Origin of the sequence: Agrobacterium vitis, assembly GCF_037039395.1 — a bacterium.
Taxonomy (GTDB): Bacteria; Pseudomonadota; Alphaproteobacteria; order Rhizobiales; family Rhizobiaceae; genus Allorhizobium; species Allorhizobium vitis_E.
Map to the genome: position 1 here is coordinate 2692915 of NZ_CP146242.1, position 18026 is coordinate 2710940.

The 18026-nt window shown below is 57.5% G+C and carries 14 protein-coding genes; 5 read left to right on the forward strand and 9 right to left on the reverse strand.

The window, feature by feature from the left end:
• Window positions 1–114: 114 nt before the first annotated feature.
• The 8 genes from V6582_RS15015 to V6582_RS15050 form a co-directional block, all read right to left on the reverse strand.
• The gene (locus V6582_RS15015; RefSeq protein ID WP_156634134.1) at window positions 115–1710 is read right to left on the reverse strand and encodes an FGGY-family carbohydrate kinase; all 1596 of its coding nucleotides are present in this window, start codon (window positions 1708–1710) and stop codon (window positions 115–117) included.
• A 224-nt stretch (window positions 1711–1934) separates the two neighbouring features.
• The gene (locus V6582_RS15020) at window positions 1935–2609 is read right to left on the reverse strand and encodes an HAD family hydrolase (RefSeq protein ID WP_156634132.1); all 675 of its coding nucleotides are present in this window, start codon (window positions 2607–2609) and stop codon (window positions 1935–1937) included.
• Window positions 2610–2678: 69 nt separating this feature from the next.
• The gene (locus tag V6582_RS15025; protein ID WP_156634130.1) at window positions 2679–4166 is read right to left on the reverse strand and encodes a mannitol dehydrogenase family protein; all 1488 of its coding nucleotides are present in this window, start codon (window positions 4164–4166) and stop codon (window positions 2679–2681) included.
• 306 nt (window positions 4167–4472) lie between these two features.
• A complete protein-coding gene (locus V6582_RS15030) occupies window positions 4473–5249 on the reverse strand; it encodes an L-iditol 2-dehydrogenase (RefSeq protein ID WP_156634128.1) in 777 nt (258 codons plus the stop codon).
• Window positions 5246–6244, reverse strand: coding sequence for an ABC transporter ATP-binding protein (locus tag V6582_RS15035; RefSeq protein ID WP_156634126.1), 999 nt, complete (start codon window positions 6242–6244; stop codon window positions 5246–5248). The genes V6582_RS15030 and V6582_RS15035 overlap by 4 nt, the downstream gene beginning before the upstream one ends.
• A gap of 12 nt (window positions 6245–6256) precedes the next feature.
• On the reverse strand, window positions 6257–7087 hold the full coding sequence (locus V6582_RS15040) for a carbohydrate ABC transporter permease (protein WP_156634124.1): 831 nt from the start codon (window positions 7085–7087) through the stop codon (window positions 6257–6259).
• Between the two features lie 3 nt (window positions 7088–7090).
• Window positions 7091–7963 carry a carbohydrate ABC transporter permease gene (locus V6582_RS15045; protein ID WP_156634122.1) on the reverse strand — a complete coding sequence of 291 codons (873 nt, stop codon included), beginning with the start codon at window positions 7961–7963 and terminating at the stop codon, window positions 7091–7093.
• A 296-nt stretch (window positions 7964–8259) separates the two neighbouring features.
• On the reverse strand, window positions 8260–9579 hold the full coding sequence (locus V6582_RS15050; protein ID WP_156634119.1) for an ABC transporter substrate-binding protein: 1320 nt from the start codon (window positions 9577–9579) through the stop codon (window positions 8260–8262).
• 593 nt (window positions 9580–10172) lie between these two features.
• Between V6582_RS15050 and V6582_RS15055 the strand changes: the two genes are divergently transcribed.
• From V6582_RS15055 to V6582_RS15065, 3 genes are all read left to right on the forward strand, one after another.
• On the forward strand, window positions 10173–12179 hold the full coding sequence (locus V6582_RS15055) for a DUF1800 domain-containing protein (protein WP_156634117.1): 2007 nt from the start codon (window positions 10173–10175) through the stop codon (window positions 12177–12179).
• Between the two features lie 156 nt (window positions 12180–12335).
• Window positions 12336–13454 carry a DUF1501 domain-containing protein gene (locus tag V6582_RS15060; protein WP_234889831.1) on the forward strand — a complete coding sequence of 373 codons (1119 nt, stop codon included), beginning with the start codon at window positions 12336–12338 and terminating at the stop codon, window positions 13452–13454.
• A gap of 47 nt (window positions 13455–13501) precedes the next feature.
• Entirely contained in the window at window positions 13502–15412 is a 1911-nt protein-coding gene (locus V6582_RS15065) for a glycosyltransferase family 2 protein (protein WP_156634113.1), read from the forward strand.
• Here V6582_RS15065 and V6582_RS15070 read toward each other — a convergent pair.
• Window positions 15372–16325, reverse strand: a complete 954-nt coding sequence (locus V6582_RS15070; protein ID WP_156634111.1) for a sugar-binding transcriptional regulator — start codon at window positions 16323–16325, stop codon at window positions 15372–15374. The genes V6582_RS15065 and V6582_RS15070 overlap by 41 nt on opposite strands.
• Window positions 16326–16470: 145 nt before the next feature.
• Between V6582_RS15070 and V6582_RS15075 the strand changes: the two genes are divergently transcribed.
• Window positions 16471–17268, forward strand: a complete 798-nt coding sequence (locus tag V6582_RS15075; protein ID WP_156634109.1) for an HpcH/HpaI aldolase family protein — start codon at window positions 16471–16473, stop codon at window positions 17266–17268.
• A 25-nt stretch (window positions 17269–17293) separates the two neighbouring features.
• On the forward strand, window positions 17294–18001 hold the full coding sequence (gene ung / locus V6582_RS15080; protein WP_156634107.1) for a uracil-DNA glycosylase: 708 nt from the start codon (window positions 17294–17296) through the stop codon (window positions 17999–18001).
• Window positions 18002–18026 lie beyond the last annotated feature (25 nt).

The following is an 18026-nucleotide window of genomic DNA, read 5'->3' on the forward strand; positions in this document are numbered from 1 at the left end:
GGGATTTCTTCAGAAAGCGCGATGCATTTTTCGGATTGAACAGGTTCGCGCTTTATCCTTGTTGTTCTGCATATACGTTATCGTTCAACTGATCCCAGTTGAACGCGACATGCTTCAGAGTTCGTTTAGCTCTGCTCTATGCCGTTGCATGGCCAGAAAGCGGCGATAATCCCGGTCATAACAGGGCTTCATCGCAGGATTGGAGCGGACTGCTCGCCCTTTAACGCCCATGGCGGCGCCGGCCTGGGCCAGATCGGCATAAAGCCCGCTTGCGGCTGCGGCGTTGATGGCGGTGCCAATCAACACGGCATCGGTGTCGTCGGCCACCACCAGATCGCAGCCGGTCGCTTCTGCGTAGAGCTCGACCAGCAGCGGGTTTTTGACATGACCGCCGGTCAGATGCAGGCGTAGCGGACCACTGCCATTTTCTCCATTCCCCCCATGTCCATTGTCGCGCAGCATTTCGACAATCTGGCGCAGGCCAAGCACGATGCCGACGCAGGTTCGCCAATAGAGACGGCAGAGGCCGTCAAACGAGGCATCCAGCGTCAGGCCGGAGATTGTTCCGGTCAGGTTCGGGTCGGCAAAGGGCGAACGGTTGCCGTGAAAATCCGGCAGGACGTTGATTTTCTGGCCGAAAGACACGCCTTCCTCGGCGCGCAATGCAGCGATCCGGTCAATGATGCGGCGATGATTGTCGATGCTCGGTTCGCCGCCTTCCGCATGGCTGCGCACAATATGGTTGAGAAGCGCGCCGGTGGCCGATTGTCCGGCCTCCATCAGCCAGAGATCGGGAAAGATCGCCCCGAAATAAGGCCCCCAGAGGCTGAAGCCGTAAAGGGGCTGGGGCCTGAGCGCGATCAGGCAGCTGGACGTGCCGCCGATCATCGCGACATGGTTGAGGTCAGGGTCGGACAGATCTGTCGATCCCAGCACGCCGAGCGCGCCTGCATAGGCATCGACCATGCCAGCGGCAACGGGAATGCCGGCCATAAGCCCCAGCGCCTCTGCGGCCTCGGTGCTGAGTGTGCCGACGCTTTTGCCGACTGCGACCGCCTCTTGCGGTAAGCCTGCGCGGGCCACTAGGTCATCCAGCCCGACGCGATTCAGAAAATCCTGCTGCCAGCCGGGTTTGCTATGGCCGAAAAACGTCCATTTCGATGTCAGGGTGCAGAGCGAACGCGCCGTGCTGCCCGTCGCCTTCCAGGTGAGGAAATCAGCGAGATCGAAGGCGGAGCCGAGCCTTTGCCAGAGATCCGGGCGATGACGCTTCAGCCACATCAGCTTGGGGATTTCCGCTTCCGGCGAGATCACCCGGCCATTGTGGTGCAGCACCGGATGGTCGAGATCTCCGCATTCTTCGGCTTCAGCCGTGGCACGGTGATCCAGCCAGGCAATGGTGTCGAAACCTTCTTCCTCATTCAGGCAGAGCGGTTGATCGCTGCGGTCGCGCAATACCAGCGAGCAGGTGGCATCGAAGCCGATGCCCGCAATGGCTTCGGGGGCGATACCAGCCTCGCCAAGGGCTGCCTTGACCGCGATGCAGCAGGCCTCCCAGATATCCTGAGAATTGTGTTCGCCGCGCTCATCGCTTGGGCGTGAAAGCAGGATCGGGTGCTCGCGCCGCGCCAGCAGGCGACCGGTGCGCGATACGACACCGGCGCGCGCACTGCCGGTGCCGACATCCACCGCAATCAGATGATCTCGCATGATGAATTTGTTTCCGCCCTGATGCTTTCAGTTCGTCCCAAAATGGCCGCTGACGGGCTGCAAAAGGCAATTTCTGCGCTGAGCTTGATGCATTCGCATTTCCGGACGAAAAACCGCTTCGCACTTTTTCTGGAAATGCTTGTGCTCACGTACTTGAGTACGCTCCGCGCCGATACTCGAAATCACCATTTTCGCTAGGCCAACAGCAATTTTTGAACAAACTGTCATAAAACAAACTGAACCAGATTGGCCATAACGTCAAATTTTCCGTCCGGCTTCAGGGCGTCAATACTGTCGTGATAGGTTTCGCCTGTCGCATGGCCGCCGCCGGTGAAGGCTAAGGCGCGCATGCCAGCGGCGCGGGCGGCGGTGAGACCCGCGGGGCTATCTTCCACCACCACGCAGTGGTGTGGGGGGATTGCCATTTTCTCGGCGGCGTAAAGAAACAGGTCCGGTGCGGGCTTACCGTTCTTGACCATGGTGGCGCTGAAAATATGTGGCTGAAAACGCTCGATCAGCCCGGTGACACTGAGTGATAGAGCGATACGATCCGGCTGGCTGGAGGAGGCCACGCACCAATGAATGCCCGCTTTGCTGAGATCATCAAGGGCTTTGAGTAGGCCGGAAATGGGCTTTAAATCCTGCCGCAAGCGCTCATAGAGATGAGTGCGCAGGCTGGTCAGAAAGCGGTCGCCAATGGCAAACGAAAACTCCTCGCGGGCCACCTCCACCACGGTGGCCATGCTGCGACCGAGGAAGTGGCGATAGACATATTCCGCATCAATCGCCACGCCTGCTTTTTGAAACTCGGCCACCATGACCTCGACCGAGATCGGCTCGCTATCGACAAGCACGCCGTCGCAATCGAAAATCACCAGCTTGGTGGCCGGGTCGTGCATCATCTCATTCCTTTGCAGCATTTCCAGCAAAAGTGGGAACCGGTTTTGCGTCCGGAAATGCGTTTATACTTAAGCCGCTGCAAGAGTGCCATCCACGTAGCTTTGCAGGGTCTGTGCTGTGCCATGGGTGCGAAGGCTTGAGAGTGTTTTTGCAAACCGCTGTTTAAACACTTCATTTTGCCCAACAATGCCAAAAATATCGTCCAGCGCAAGGAATAGCAGCGGATCTTGTCGCGAGGCAATGGCGGTTTTTTGCAAGCGTTCTGCACTGGCGTCGTTAAACACAATCGGCTTGCCGCTATCAGTGGTGCCCTCGAAATAATGGCACCACAGGGCGGAGACCAAGGCCAGCCCGGTGACATCCAGCCCCTTGGCGAGACGATCCGCCGTTGTGGGCAGAATGAATTTTGGCTGACGGTTGGAGCCATCCTGCGCAAGACGCGGAATGGTGTCGCCGATCTTCGGGTTGGAGAAGCGGCTCTCGATCAGCGTTGCGTAATCCTGCAAGCTGGTGTTGGGCACGGGCGGCACCACGGGGATGATTTCATCATGGGTCAGCTTGGCAAGAAAAGCGCGGATCAGTGGGCTTTCCATGGCTTCATGCACGAAGTGAATGTCCATCAGCGCCGCCGGATAGGCAATGGCCGCATGGCCGCCATTGAGAATGCGCAGCTTCATCAATTCATAAGGCGCGACATCCTCGACGAAAGTGACGCCAACCTCTTCAAAAGCGGGACGACCGAGCGGGAATTTATCCTCCAGCACCCATTGCTTGAACTCCTCGCAAAACACGGGCCATGCATCATCAATGCCGTAAGTGTCGCGGGTAATGTCAATCTCGCGCGGGCCGGTGGCGGGGGTGATGCGGTCCACCATGGAATTGGGGAAGGCAACGTGGTGGTGAATCCACTCGGCAAAATCGGGATCAGACAGTTTGGCAAGACCGATGATGGTGGCTTCCGTCACCTCGCCATTACCGGGAATGTTATCGCAGCACATAACGGTAAACGGTGGGATATTGGCGGCACGGCGGGCCTTGAGGCCTGCGATGATCAGGCCAAACACGGTTTTGGGCTGGTCGGGGTTTTGCGCATCCGCCACGATGGCCGGGTGTTTTGGGTCAAAATGACCGGTGGCGGGGTCGATGAAATAACCGCCTTCGGTGATGGTCATGGAGACAATGCGAATGGCCGGGTCCGCCAGCTTGGCAATGATGCCGTCAAAATCCGGTGCAGCGATCATATCCACCATCGGTCCGGTGACGGTGGCGGCACTCTTCGCCACATCCTGTTCCACCACTGTGGTCAGGTAATCTTGCCCGGCCAGCTTGTCTTTCATGGTGGCATCGGAGGGAAGCACGCCTGCGCCGACAATCGCAAAATCGAGGTCTTTGCCGAGGTTGAACAGCTCGTGCAGGTAGACCGCTTGGTGAGCGCGGTGGAAATTGCCAACGCCGAAATGGACAATGCCTGATGTGAGGCTTTCGCGGGCGTAGGTGGGGATGGCAGCTTTTGCGGCTGCGTCTGGCAGGGTGGAAAGGGAGAGTTTTATGGTCATTGGGTTAGGTCCTGAATGAATTTTGGGAAATGGGTGAGGCGGTGCAATGTCGGAGATGGATCATGTGGCTTGGTGGCTTCGCCCCCCTCATCCGGCTGCCGCCACCTTCTCCCCGCTGGGGAGAAGAAGCAGGTTGCAGACCTCAGTCCCCGGAATGGATGGGTTTGGAACAAGCGATTGATGATGTTTGCTTTTTCGAGGTGCCATATCCGTAATGCCTCTTCTCCCCAGCGGGGAGAAGGTCCCGGCAGGGAGATGAGGGGGTGCGAAGCCCATCTCAATAGAGGCTGTCGTGAACCCTTCATCTCAACTCATCCAATTGCCGCCATCGACGTTATACGTCTGGGCCACCACGTAATCCGCCTCACTCGAGGCCAGAAAAATCGCCATGCCCGTGAGATCCTGTGCAGTCCCCATGCGGCCAAACGGAACCGCTTCACCCACCAGCTTTTTCTTCTCGCCGGGAGCGCGGTTTTCATGCTTGGCAAACAGCGCATCCACACCATCCCAATGCTCGCCATCAACCACGCCGGGGGCGATGGCGTTGACGTTGATGCCATGCTTGATCAAGTCCAGCCCCGCCGATTGGGTGAGCGAAATAATCGCCGCCTTGGTGGCGCAATAGACCGCCACCAGCGCTTCACCGCGCCGTCCGGCCTGGCTTGCCATATTGATAATCTTGCCGCCCTTGCTACGGGCGATCATCGACTTCGCCGCCGCTTGCAGCATAAACAGTGATCCGGCGACATTGATGGAAAACAACCGATCATAGCTCTCGCGGGTGATCTCCACGATGGGCGCAAGATCAAACAGGGCTGCGTTGTTGATGAGAATGTCGAGGCCGCCGATTTTCTCTTCCACGGTCTTGATGGCGGCGTCGATAGAGGCCTGATTGGTCACATCCAGATGCACGGCATAGGCTTTCTCGCCAATGGCTTTGGCGGTTTCCAATGCCCGTTCCATATTAATATCGGCAATGGCAACAGTAGCCCCTTCACGCACATAGGCCTCAGCAAAGGCGCGGCCAATGCCACGAGCCGAGCCGGTAATCAGCGCAGATTTTCCGTCTAACCTGCCAGTCATGCTGCTAATCCTTGCTCATTGAAACGATGCAGGCGGCTCTCAAACGGGGTGATGAACACCGTGTCCCCATGGCGGGCGGTGAAATCACCATCGGCGCGGGCAGTGAGGTGGCCAAGGCCTTCAACATCGACATGCAAATGGGTGTCAGAGCCAAGATGTTCGGCAATCGTCACCTTGCCTTTCCACGCGCCATCGGTGGTGGAAAGCGTCACATGTTCCGGGCGTACGCCAATGGTGGTGGCACCATATTTGGCAGCGGTTTCCCCGGAAATCAGGTTCATTTTTGGAGAGCCAATAAAGCCTGCGACAAACAGATTGGCGGGTCGGTGGTACAGATCCATCGGCGAGCCGACTTGTTCGATATTGCCCTTGTTGAGCACCACAATCTTATCGGCCATGGTCATCGCTTCGACCTGATCGTGGGTGACGTAGATCGATGTCGCGCCCAGCTTCTGGTGCAATTCGGTGATCTCAAGCCGCATGTTGACGCGCAACGCCGCATCCAGATTGGACAGCGGCTCATCAAACAAGAAGCACGAGGGTGAGCGCACAATTGCCCGGCCAATCGCCACGCGCTGGCGCTGACCACCGGAAAGCTGGCGCGGCTTGCGGTCGAGATAATCCGTGAGGTTGAGGATGCGGGCCGCATCCGTGACCTTCTTGTCAATCTCACCCTTGTCCATGCCTGCCATTTTCAGCGGAAAGCCAATGTTGGAGCGCACACTCATATGCGGATAGAGCGCATAGGACTGAAACACCATGGCAAGGCCGCGCTCAGACGGTTTGCGGTCTGTGGCATCTGTGCCGTCAATAAAAATCTTGCCGCCGGATGTGTCTTCCAGCCCGGCAATCAGCCGCAGCAGGGTGGATTTGCCACAGCCGGACGGGCCAACAAACACAACGAATTCGCCATTGTTGATCTCCAGATCAATGCCGGGAATAACCTTGTGTTCGGCAAAGGCTTTCGAGACGTTTTTAAGCTGAATACTGCCCATAGTGTGTGATCCTTATTTAACCGCGCCAAAAGTCAGTCCACGCACCAGCTGTTTCTGGCTGAACCATCCGAGCACGACGATTGGAGCAATCGCCATGGTGGAGGCAGCCGAGAGCTTGGCGTAAAACAGGCCTTCGGGGCTGGAATAGGAGGCGATGAAGGTGGTCAGCGGTGCCGCCACTGATGTGGTGAGGTTGAGGGTCCAAAACGCCTCGTTCCATGACAGAATGATGTTGAGCAGCATGGTCGAGGCAATGCCCGGAACCGCCATCGGCGTCAGCACATAGATGATTTCCTTGATCAAGGATGCGCCATCCATGCGGGCGGCTTCCAGAATTTCGCCCGGAATTTCCTTGAAGTAGGTGTAGAGCATCCAGATGATGATCGGCAGGTTGATCATGGTCAGCACGCCGACCAGACCAATGCGGCTATCAAGCAATCCACCATCACGAAACAGCAGATAGATCGGGATCAGCGCGCCCACCGGCGGCATCATCTTGGTGGAGAGCATCCACATCAGCACATCCTTGGTGCGCTTGGTGGGCGAAAACGCCATGGCCCAAGCGGACGGAATGGCAATGACTAGGCCCAGAAGCGTGGAGCCAAAGGAGATGATCACCGAGTTCATGAAATGAGCAAAGTAATCAGAGCGGCCCTGCACTTCGACATAGTTTTCCGTGGTCCAGTGGAAGAACAGAAATACGGGCGGCGAGGCGATGGCATCGCCCTCGCTTTTGAAACTGGTGAGGAAGGTCCACAGGATTGGGAAGAACAGCAACAGCCCGATTGCCCATGCGATGAGGGTAAAGGTCAGCTTACGCTTCGTTGAAATTGCGCGTGCCATTGATCAGCTCTCCAGGTTCTTGCCGATGAGGCGGATCAGGAAAAGGGCAACGATATTGGCCAGCACCACAGCCACAATGCCGCCAGCGGATGCGCCGCCAATGTCAAATTGCAGCAGGGCCTGATTGTAGATCAGATAGGTCAGGTTGGTGCTGTCCGTGCCGGGGCCGCCATTGGTGGTCACGAGAATTTCGGCAAACACCGAGAGCAGGAAGATGGTCTCGATCAACACCACCACGGTGATGGCACGGGCCATATGCGGCAGTGTGATATAGATGAATTTGGAGATCGGCCCTGCGCCATCCATCTCGGCGGCTTCCTTCTGCTCCTCACTCAGCGATTGCAGGGCGGTGAGCAGGATCAGCGTTGCAAACGGCAGCCATTGCCATGCAACAATGATGATGATGGAGAGCAGCGGAATGGTGGCGAGCCAATCCAGCGGCTCCAGCCCGACTGCGCGAAAGGCGAAGGCAAACAGGCCATTGACAGGGTTCATCAGCATGTTTTTCCACACAAGGGCGGCCACGGTTGGCATGATGAAAAACGGCGAAATCACCAGAATGCGGACAATGCCTTGGCCAAACATCGGCTGATCCAGCAGCAGCGCCAGCGCAATGCCGCCAATGATCGAGATAGCCAGCACGCCGCCCACCAATATCAGTGTGTTGGTGAGGGCTGCAAAAAACGCCGGATCGGTGAGGAAATATTCGTAATTCAGCAGGCCGACGAAGTCATGCACGCCGGGCATCAGCAGATTATAGTTCAGAGTTGAGAAATAGATGGTCATGGCCAGCGGCACAATCATCCATGCAAACAGCAGGATAACCGAAGGGGCCATCATCCATCGGGCCGAGGAATGGGTATGGGTCGTCGCCATGTCTGCCGCGCCTCTTGGGGGTGTTGGGGTTTTAGTTTTATGGTTGGTCTTGGGCTTGCTGTCCTGCTCACACATTGTAAGGGCAGTGCCAGCCGCCCCCTCATCCGCCTGCCGGCACCTTCTCCCCCCACTTTACATAGGGAATGGGGAGAAGAGGGAAAGAGCCGCAGCATCGGCTTCTCTCCTCGCCCCAGCGGGGAGAGGTCCGCCGAGCGTCGCGGAGGCGGGGTGAGGGGGCCGCTTGCACTGACGTACATTGTGGGCGAGATGGTGGGGGTAAACCCCGCACTCAACCCTTACTTCTTCGGATAACCCGCCTTCTTCATCTCACGCTCGGTCAAGGTCTGCGCTGTCTTCAACGCCTGATCTACCGTGGTTTGCCCTGCAAGAGCCGCCGAGAATTGCTGGCCAACGGCGGTGCCGATGCCCTGAAACTCCGGAATGGCCACATATTGCACGCCCTCGTAAGGCACGGGCTTGACGGTGGGGTGCTTGGGGTCTGCTGCGTTGATGCTATCAAGCGTCATTTTGGCAAAAGGTGCTGCCTTCTGGTAATCAGCATTGGCATAGAGCGAAGTGCGTGTGCCCGGAGGAACGTTGGCCCAGCCATCTTTCTCAGCCACCAGCTTCAGATAATCCTTGCTGGTTGCCCAGGCGATGAACTTTTCAGCCGCTTCGACCTTTTTGGAGCCAGCCGGAATGGCGAGGTTCCACGACCACAGCCAGTTGCCGCGCTTGCCAAGACCATTATCAGGCGCCAAAGCAAAGCCGACCTGATCAGCCACCTTGGATTCCTTCGGATTGGTCACGAAGGAAGCAGCGACCGTGGCATCAATCCACATGCCGCATTTGCCAGTCTGGAACAGGGCGAGGTTTTCATTGAAGCCGTTGGAAGAGGCACCGGGAGGGCCATCTTTCTTCATCAGGTCCACATAGAACTGAAGGGTCTTTTTCCATTCGGGCTGATCAAACTGTGGCTTCCACTGTTCATCAAACCAGCGCGCGCCAAACGAGTTGGACATGGCAGAAAGGAAGGCGATATTTTCACCCCAGCCAGCCTTGCCCCGCAAGCAGATGCCGTAGACTTCCTTGGACTTGTCGGTGATCTTGCCGGCAGCTTCCTTGATGAAGTCCCAGGTCGGGGCATCCGGCATTTTCAGGCCTGCTTTTTCAAACAGATCCTTGCGATACATCACCATCGAGCTTTCGGCATAAAACGGTGCGGCATAGAGCTTGCCATCGACGGTGAGGCCAGAGCGCACCGGCGGCAGAAGGTCTTCGGCGTCATAATCCTTATCGGCGACAAGCTTGTCCAGCGGTGCCAGCCAGCCCTGCTTGCCCCAGATGGGGGCTTCGTAAATGCCGATGGTCATCACGTCATACTGGCCGCCCTTGGTGGCGACATCGGTGGTGACCTTTTGGCGCAGAACATTTTCTTCCAGCGTCACCCACTTCACGTCAATGCCGGGGTTCTTGCTTGTAAAATCATCCGTCAGCTTTTGCATGCGGATCATATCGCCATTGTTGACGGTGGCAATCGTCAGCGTTTCGGCAGAGGCCACGCCAGCCATGGCGAAGACCGAGCAGGCGCCCAGCAATAGTGTTTTCAATGTCATTTCTTCCTCCCAGAAGACCAGGTGAAACCCGGAGGCCCCTTAAGGGTCTGCCGACGGGCCACTGATAAATCAACCGATAGACCTTGATCTCACTCGCGATCTAATGAGCATTCGCTTTACTCATGGGCAAATACTCACATTCTGTTGTGAAATGTCAATCGCAATTCGTTGCTGCACTGCCGAAGTCAGCTGCGAATCCACGCGCGGTGAGGCGCTCCATGCCGTTGAAAGACCTGTAATTAAAGAGATTTTGAATATTTTAAATTGATCAGCAGCTTGTGCTTAACTTGCCTCATCTGTCGGTTGGTGTCGGTACCAGGGTGGCAAGCTGTCATGATCAAAAAATAGCGTGGGCCGGAGCGTGAAGCCACCATAACAGGCCAAATTTCATTAAATTAAATCTATTTAAATTACCTAATTTAGAATAGTTTTTTAATAGCACATATTAATAAATATTTGCTAGTAATTTTCAGAATTGGATAATATGTAATATACAATCGATTGTTATTATTATTTTTCGATAAATAATTTGACTCTTGGTAATATTATATTACCCTTTCGAGTTGTGTTGTTTTCGCTGGGGGGCGATTGGCATGATTTTCGTTGGGTATTTCTTTGGTCGGCTTGTTTTGCCGATGGCTTTTCTTGCCTTGTTGTCTGTATCGTCGCACGCCATGGATGTTGGTGAGGCGCGTCATCTTTTGCAGCGTCTTACCTTTGGTGCCAGTCCGGCTGAAGTGGGCGCTTTAGTGAAGCTGACACGCGAAGAGGCTGTTGATCACTTTCTCGACAGTCTTGATCATCCGCAGTTTGCCGAACCGCCACCGTTTGTTTCCCGCACAAGGCCGGATTACTGGGCGAGTGGCTGGGAAAATCGCGACATGATCTTGCAGCATGTGGCGGAGCGCGATCAGATGCAGGCGGTGTGGATCAGTCATATGATCACCACCCCTACGCCTTTTGCTGAAAGACTGGCGTTGTTCTGGCACGGTCACTTCGTATCACGCTTCGATCCTGGCCGGGTCAGCGCGCCATTCTTCGATCAGATAGCGCTGTTTCGCCGGGAAGGCGGCGGTAATTTTCGGGTGTTGCTACGGGATGTCCTGCGCGATCCGATGATGCTGACCAGCCTGGACAATGTCTGGAACACCAGCAGCCATCCCAATGAAAATCTGGCGCGCGAGCTGATGGAATTGTTCACACTTGGCATTGGACACTATGACCAGCGTGATGTGCGTGAAGTTTCCCGGGTCCTGGCGGGGCATGGCGTGGATTTCGAAGATGGCTGGCGCTATCGCTTCGCTGTCGATCAGGCAGATACCGGGGAAAAGATCGTTCTGGGCCAGCCTATTGCGCCGGGCAGTCAGGATCAGATTGATCGCCTGACCGATATTCTCCTGGCGCAGCCGCAAACAGCCGAGTTTATCGCCGGTAAATTCTATGCGGCCTTCGTCTCCATTCGCCCGAACCCCGAAGCCACCAATCGGCTTGCGGATGTCTTGCGCGATCATGATTACGAGCTGCGTCCCTTCTTGCACGCCCTCCTGCTCAGCCCGGAGTTCTGGAGCCCGGCCAACAGGGGAGATCTGGTCAAATCACCGATCGATCTTGTCGTTGGATTTTGCCGCAGCTTCGGTCTGAACCCGCCGGATGCGATGGTTTTGGTGACCTATCTCGACAAGCTTGGGCAGACACCGTTTATGGCACCGTCCGTTGCCGGTTGGCGCGAGGGGACGTCCTGGCTGAACATGAAGACCCTGGTGCTTCGGCGGCTTGTGGTCTCCAGGCTATGGGATGCGATGCTGGTTGCTGATCGCATCCCAAAGCCAGGCGATCTCGCCGTCCGTTTCAGCTCGGAATTTATCATGGTGCCGACCGTGTTTACCGTGCGGGTCAATGGGGCTGAGGTCGCCACAGTCAGGCAAACCATTGGACTGGATCTGCAAAAGCAGCGCAGCCAGGGCGATAATGGCAGTTTGAAACCGATGTGGGAGACGGCGATCATCCCGGCGGAAAACCTGCCCGCGGATATCCGCAATGTGGAGATAACCCATGTTTCCAGCGATCCCGACAGCCGCCTGTTCGTCAATTGGGTCGAGGTTGCGGGACGTCGCTATCCGCCGCAGCTTAGCCGCTGGAGTCCGTCGGATGCGCCTTGTGCGGGTGCGCCGCGTGGCATGTTCTACTGCAATGTCGGTCTGGTGTTCGATATAGCGCCTTTCGATACGCAGCAGGCGACAATCGATGACCTGCGGGCCGACCATAACAGTCACATTGAATATACCACGGCGCGCCTGCAACGAGAGGAAGTTCAGGACGCCCAGCCGCCTCTTGAACAGGCATTCGATATGATGATGGCGCGTGTTGGCGAGGGCTCTGTCAGCCGTGAGAACCTTGCCGGGCAATGGCTTCTGGCGTGGCCTGTCTTGTCTGTTCTGGCGGAAAAGCCAGCGCTCGTTCCGGCCGTTGCCCAGCCTGTCGCTCAACCGATTGCCATCACGATGCAGCCTGTCGGTAATACCGGCACTGCTGAACGAGGTGTGGCACTGATCGATCTTCTCAGGTCGATGACAACAGATCCGAAATACAACCTTAAGTAAGTTTTTCATCGTTATAATTCGGGGGAATGAATGGCTATGTTTAACAGGCATGGGTTATCGCGCCGTGAATTTGCAACATGGATGGGTCGGTGTCTTGCGGTAGGCTCAATGCCGGTGTGGGGGCCGGTATGTGCGCCCTTGTGGGCGAGGCAGGCTTTGGCGGCTGCCGGACCGGGGGCTGCCGGTTCTGCCCGCCGGGTGATTTTACTCGAACTTTTCGGTGGCAACGATGCCCTGAATACACTGGTACCTTTCAAAGACCCGGTCTACCGGCATTTGCGCCCAACCATCGGTCTGAAAGGGGATGAGATCCTGCCACTCAATACGGAGTTGGGCTTCAATGCGGCCTGGCGACAGATGGCGGATCTTCATCACAATGGCGAAATCGCCATCATTCAGGATGTCGGCTATCCCGATAACAATCTCTCGCATTTTCAATCGGCGGAAATTTGGGCGGGCGGGTCCAGAAAAGGCATTTCCAGTGGCGGTTGGGTCAGTCAGGTCTTGCAGGCAAACCGGAAGGATGCAGGACCCTTCGATGCGGATGGCGTGGTGTTTTCAGGCAATCAGGACCTGCTTGAGGGCGACGGGATGCGCATCCTGACAGTCGATAACAAGGATGCATTGCGCAGCGGGGCTGCCGGTGCGATGGCTGACGCTGACAAGACCGACGATCACGCTGCGCTGGCCTACCTGACCCGCCTTATGGCCGATCAGCAGGAGGTTATCGGGCGGGTTGCCGCCAGATTGAAGGGCAATAACCGTTTCGAGGCGTGGTTTACGCGGGACTATTACATGGACCCGATTGATGCCCAGACAGCTCTTTTGCTCTGGATGGTTGAACAGGATGTGAAGTCGCCACTGTTCAAGATCAGCATCGGTGGTTTCGATCAGCATTCCAATCTGCGGGGCGAGCACGAGCGTCTGCTGGCGAAGGTTCAGAGCACGCTGATGGGCCTGCGGCGCGGGCTGAAGGAGATCGGTGTCTGGAACGATACGCTTGTCATTGCCCATTCGGAATTTGGCCGCCGACCGGCTGAAAATGCGTCTGGCGGGACCGACCATGGCTCTTGCAGCCCTATCATCATGATGGGAGGCGGGATCAAGCCTGGGCTTTATGGCAGCCGCAGCGATCTGGAAAAGCTCGACGTGGAAGGCAATCCGGTTTTCACCACTGATTTCCGCAGTGTCTACGCGTCGGTGATCGGCAATTTCTGGCGGTTTCCAACCAATCCGATTGCCGCACAGGGCTTTGCGCCCTTGGCCTTGTTCTAGGGCTGTCAGGCTCCAAAGAGTTACCCGAATAATTTAAGGATATTGCTGTGACATTGCTCTCTCCAGTTGCACCTGACGGTGCAGCCGGACAGGCTGCCGCTTTGCGCGCGCCTGTCTCGTTGCAGAATGCGCCTCTCAATACCGGTTGGTTTGATGATCAACCCTTCGATCATGCCTGTTGCGAGGGTACGGAAATTCTCGCCTGCCTGACACTCTTCAACGAGCCTGCCGAGGCGGTGGCGGGTACATTGGCCTGTCTCGCAGCCAATCAAGATATGCTGCTCAGCCGAAACAGCCCTATACAGCGGTTGGAAGTGGCCATCGTGCTGGATGGCCGCGACCGCGTTCACCCAGAGACCGAGGCACTGTTCAACCGGCTTGGCTTCGATCTCGATTGGGGCTTTTATCTTGAGGCAGCGAGCATCGGCCAGCATGGGTCGGATGAGGTGCAAGTTCGCGTTCAGACCCGCCATATTCCTGTGGATCGCCTGACCGGGAAAAGCGGACATCCTCTCTGCGTGCATCTGGCGGTAAAGGACCGCAACAGGGGCAAGCTGGACAGCCATGCTGTCTTCTTTCGAGATCTTGCGGAACGCCGCCAGCCAGATTTTGTCCTGCAGATCGATGCCGGGTCCCGGCCTGCTGATGATTGCCTGCCGGCATTGCTGGCGCAGATGCAACGCGAGCCGGATTGTGCAGCCCTTGCCACCAATATCGTCATGCAAGACGCGGCTTTGACCGATTGGCTGCAAAGCTGGCAACAGGCAGATTTTCTCTGGCAGAAACTATCCGATTGGCCAATTGGCAACGGTTTGGGCTATCTCGAAGTCGTGCCGGGGCAGGCCAGCCTGTTCAGAATGTCGGCCTTGAGACGCGGTAAAAACGGCGATCCTCTGGCTGCCTATTTTCGCGGGCTCTCCAGGCCGAAGAGCTTGATGGAGGCCAATCTGTTTCTCGCAGAGGATCGAATCATCGGCGCGGAAATCGTTAAAAGCCATCCTGCCTGCACCATCCGCTATCATCATGATGCCAATCTTGTCACCGATGGCTGCATGACGATTGGCGAATTGCTGCGCCAGCGCCGCCGTTGGACAAACAGTACGCTTGTGGCGCGCCTGACGGCCATCGGCAGCCTTGCCGATCTGCTGTGGCATGGTCGCCTGACGCCTGCGCGTTGGTGTTCGATGGCGCTGGCGCTGGCCTGGACCCTGCTGCAATTGCTGGAACAATGGTTCATCCCGGCATCACTGGCCCTGCTTGTCTCCCTGACGTCAGGGGTTTGGCAAGACGAGGCGGGCCAGAGTCTGGCATGGGGAATGGCGACGGGTGTTTTGCTGTTCTGGCTTTATTGTCTGGTCAGCATGAAGGCGAGGGAGGGGGAAAGGTCTCTCAGCCGTAGGCTGCATGGCTGCTTGCATGGCCTTGGTCTTGGCATCCTGCTGGCATGCACGGTCCTGGGGTTTGCGATTTGCCTCATCAAGGTTGGTCCGGACATCCAGGTGGCGGTGCTGACGGTTGCCCTTATCCTCGTCATGGCGGTTTTGCACCATTCGTCCCGCGGGATGTCGGATCTGCTGAGAGTGTTCGTGATCTATATTCCGTCCGCTCCCGTCGCCAACTTCTATCTGCTGAGTTATGCGCTTGCCAATTTCCACGATGTCAGTTGGGGCACCAAGGGCTTGGTCAATGACAGCAGGACTGCCATTCCGGCTGGCTGGCACCAAATGCGGTTGCGGCTTTTGATCCTTTGGGTCGTGAGCAATACAGGCTTGGTCTGGCTGGTGATGGGTGGCGTGCCGGGCGGCGCAATCAGCGTCCTGCACTATGCCTGCCTGCCGGTCGTTGGGCAGATCGCCATCGCGTCCTTGCTGCTGGTATCGGCGCGCTATCGAAATCCCGTTTCACCGTCTCCAGAGGTCACAGTCCGAGCAGATAGCGCGCCGCATCTTCATCGATGATCAGCGCGTTGACATGACCGCCGCGAGCGGCGGCGCGAATGGCGGCGTGTTTGCGTTTGCCGCGCGCCATGCCGATGACGACAGAAGTTTGGCGTGACGGGATCTCCATACTGGCGACGCGGCTATTGACCGGGTCGTCCAGCAGCTTGCCCTTGGCGTCGAAAATCCAGCCGCAGATTTCGCCGGTGGCACCGATGGCCAATAGATTGCGCATTTCGGCTTCCTTCAGGAACCCATCCTGAAGCAAGGGCGCGCTCAGCGTCATTTCACCGATGCCGACGAAGGTGACATCGGATTGACTGCCCAGCGCGATGGTGGGAGCAACCAGCGGCTGGCGGTGCAAAAGGGCGCGCTCCTCTGCGCTGGAAACGATAACCGGCAGCGGCATCGGAAAATGCAGGGCCTTCACCGCATCGGCCATGGAAAAGATCACGTTGAAATAGGCCGCCGATCCATCCGGGCTGATATTGCCGGTCAGCGAGACGATCTTGTGCTGCGGACAGTCCATATGCGGCAATTGGTCGATCATGGCGCGCAGCGTGCGGCCCGTGCCCATGGCGATGGTGAGCGGGTCCGGCCGTTTCAGCCAGCGCTCCAGTTCGGCAGCACCTGCCTCGGCAATGCCGGTCGCGGTGGCGTCCGAGCCGGGATCGGTCGGCACGACCTCAACCTGCTTCAGGCCATAGGCCTGTTTTACCGCATCGGCCAGTTCCAGGCAGACGGCAATCGGATGATCGAGGCGGACCTTGACCAGCTTTTCGGCAACCGCCAGCGACACCAGCCGCTGGGCGCTCTGGCGGGAAATATTCATCGCCGCGGCGATCTCGTCCTGCGTGCGGCCAGCCACATAATAGAGCCAGCCGGCGCGGGCGGCGTCGTCCAGCCTGGCGTTGGAACCTGCTTTGCGTGCCATAGAAAACCTCTTCCCTTGGTGGATGAGGTAGAGGCAAAGGGGATGAGCTGTCAATTGTTTCAGTCCGATACCGGCAGGATCGGCCTTGAACCGCATCTGCAATGAGGGCTATGAAAGTCTGACGACAGCGAATGGAGATTGGCCGATGCCCGCACCCGTCAACGGTTTCAAGCAAGCCCTTCGGCAGGACGCTGTTCTTTACGGTCTGTGGGTGGCGCTGGCCTCTGCGCATGGAGCCGAGCTTTGTGCCGGTGCCGGATATGACTGGGTGCTGATCGATGGCGAACATGGGCCAAATGATATTCCGCTGCTTGCCGCCCAGCTTGCCGCCTCCGCCCGTCAATCCGCCCATAAAGTGGTGCGCCTGGCCGTGGGCGAGGCCTGGCTGATCAAGCAGGCGCTGGATATCGGCGCGCAGACCCTGCTGATCCCGATGGTCGATACGCCCGAGCAGGCCTTGGCTGTGGCAAAAGCCTGCCGCTACCCGCCTTTGGGCATTCGCGGCATGGGCGCCGGGCTTGGCCGGGCCTCCGATTTTGGCCGGATCGGCGATTATGTAGCGACTGCCAATGACCAGATCTGCCTGATCGTGCAGATCGAAAGCCGGCTGGCCATGACCAATCTGGAGGGGATTATCACCACCGATGGCGTTGATGCTTTGCTGGTCGGACCTGCGGATCTGGCGGCCGATCTCGGCTTTCCGGGCCGCGCCGATGTGCCGGAGGTTTACGCGGCGGTGGAGGATATTCTGCGTCGGGCCAAGGCGCTGGGCAAGCCTGCCGGAATCATGTCAACCGATCCTGTGATGATCGATCTTGCCCGAAGCAATGGCGCGCGCTTTATCGCCATCCAAAGCGATGTCGGCCTGCTGGTTGCCGCTGCCGCCAACCATTTGCGCAGCGTAAAAGGTGAGACGGGGCCGGAGACGACTGGCAATTATTGACAGTCCTTACAGTGAGGAGAGACCTATGGCGCAATCGACGCTTCGTCTGGAAGACAGCTGGAAAGCCGTAGTTGGCGAGGAATTCGAGCAGCCCTATATGCAGACCCTCAAGCAGTTTCTGGTCGAGGAAAAGCAGCAGGGTAAGCCGATTTTCCCCAAGGGGCCTGAGTATTTCCGGGCGCTGGATCTCACTCCCATCGACAAGGTGCGGGTGGTGATCCTGGGCCAGGACCCTTATCACGGTGCGGGGCAGGCACATGGCCTGTGCTTTTCCGTGCGGCCCGGGGTGCGCATTCCGCCGTCGCTGGTCAATATCTACAAGGAATTGCAGGCCGATCTCGGCATTGCCCCGGTGCGGCACGGCTTTCTCGAACACTGGGCGCGCCAGGGCGTGCTGCTTCTCAACAGCGTGTTGACGGTGGAAGAGGGCAGGGCCGGATCGCACCAGGGCAAGGGCTGGGAAAAGTTCACCGACCGGGTCATCCATGCCGTGGCCGAGCAACGTGAGCACGTAGTCTTCATCCTCTGGGGTGCTTATGCGCAGAAAAAGGCGGCTTTCGTCGATCCGGCCCGGCATCTGGTGCTGAAATCCGTGCATCCATCGCCGCTCTCGGCCCATAACGGCTTTTTCGGCTCAAAGCCGTTTTCAAAGGCCAATGCCTATCTGGAGGCGCATGGAGAGGTCCCCATCGACTGGCAGCTTCCAGCCGATCCTGGACAGGAACAGGCGTAAATCGGCTTGCGGGTCGGGCATTTTT

What these genes read in the sequence shown, in the direction of transcription:
- V6582_RS15015 (WP_156634134.1), bottom strand. Translation starts at nt 1,710, where the DNA reads ATGCGAGATCATCTGATTGCGGTGGATGTCGGCACCGGCAGTGCGCGC.
- V6582_RS15020 (WP_156634132.1), bottom strand. Translation starts at nt 2,609, where the DNA reads ATGCACGACCCGGCCACCAAGCTGGTGATTTTCGATTGCGACGGCGTG.
- V6582_RS15025 (WP_156634130.1), bottom strand. Translation starts at nt 4,166, where the DNA reads ATGACCATAAAACTCTCCCTTTCCACCCTGCCAGACGCAGCCGCAAAA.
- V6582_RS15030 (WP_156634128.1), bottom strand. Translation starts at nt 5,249, where the DNA reads ATGACTGGCAGGTTAGACGGAAAATCTGCGCTGATTACCGGCTCGGCT.
- V6582_RS15035 (WP_156634126.1), bottom strand. Translation starts at nt 6,244, where the DNA reads ATGGGCAGTATTCAGCTTAAAAACGTCTCGAAAGCCTTTGCCGAACAC.
- V6582_RS15040 (WP_156634124.1), bottom strand. Translation starts at nt 7,087, where the DNA reads ATGGCACGCGCAATTTCAACGAAGCGTAAGCTGACCTTTACCCTCATC.
- V6582_RS15045 (WP_156634122.1), bottom strand. Translation starts at nt 7,963, where the DNA reads ATGGCGACGACCCATACCCATTCCTCGGCCCGATGGATGATGGCCCCT.
- V6582_RS15050 (WP_156634119.1), bottom strand. Translation starts at nt 9,579, where the DNA reads ATGACATTGAAAACACTATTGCTGGGCGCCTGCTCGGTCTTCGCCATG.
- V6582_RS15055 (WP_156634117.1), top strand. Translation starts at nt 10,173, where the DNA reads ATGATTTTCGTTGGGTATTTCTTTGGTCGGCTTGTTTTGCCGATGGCT.
- V6582_RS15070 (WP_156634111.1), bottom strand. Translation starts at nt 16,325, where the DNA reads ATGGCACGCAAAGCAGGTTCCAACGCCAGGCTGGACGACGCCGCCCGC.
- V6582_RS15075 (WP_156634109.1), top strand. Translation starts at nt 16,471, where the DNA reads ATGCCCGCACCCGTCAACGGTTTCAAGCAAGCCCTTCGGCAGGACGCT.
- ung (WP_156634107.1), top strand. Translation starts at nt 17,294, where the DNA reads ATGGCGCAATCGACGCTTCGTCTGGAAGACAGCTGGAAAGCCGTAGTT.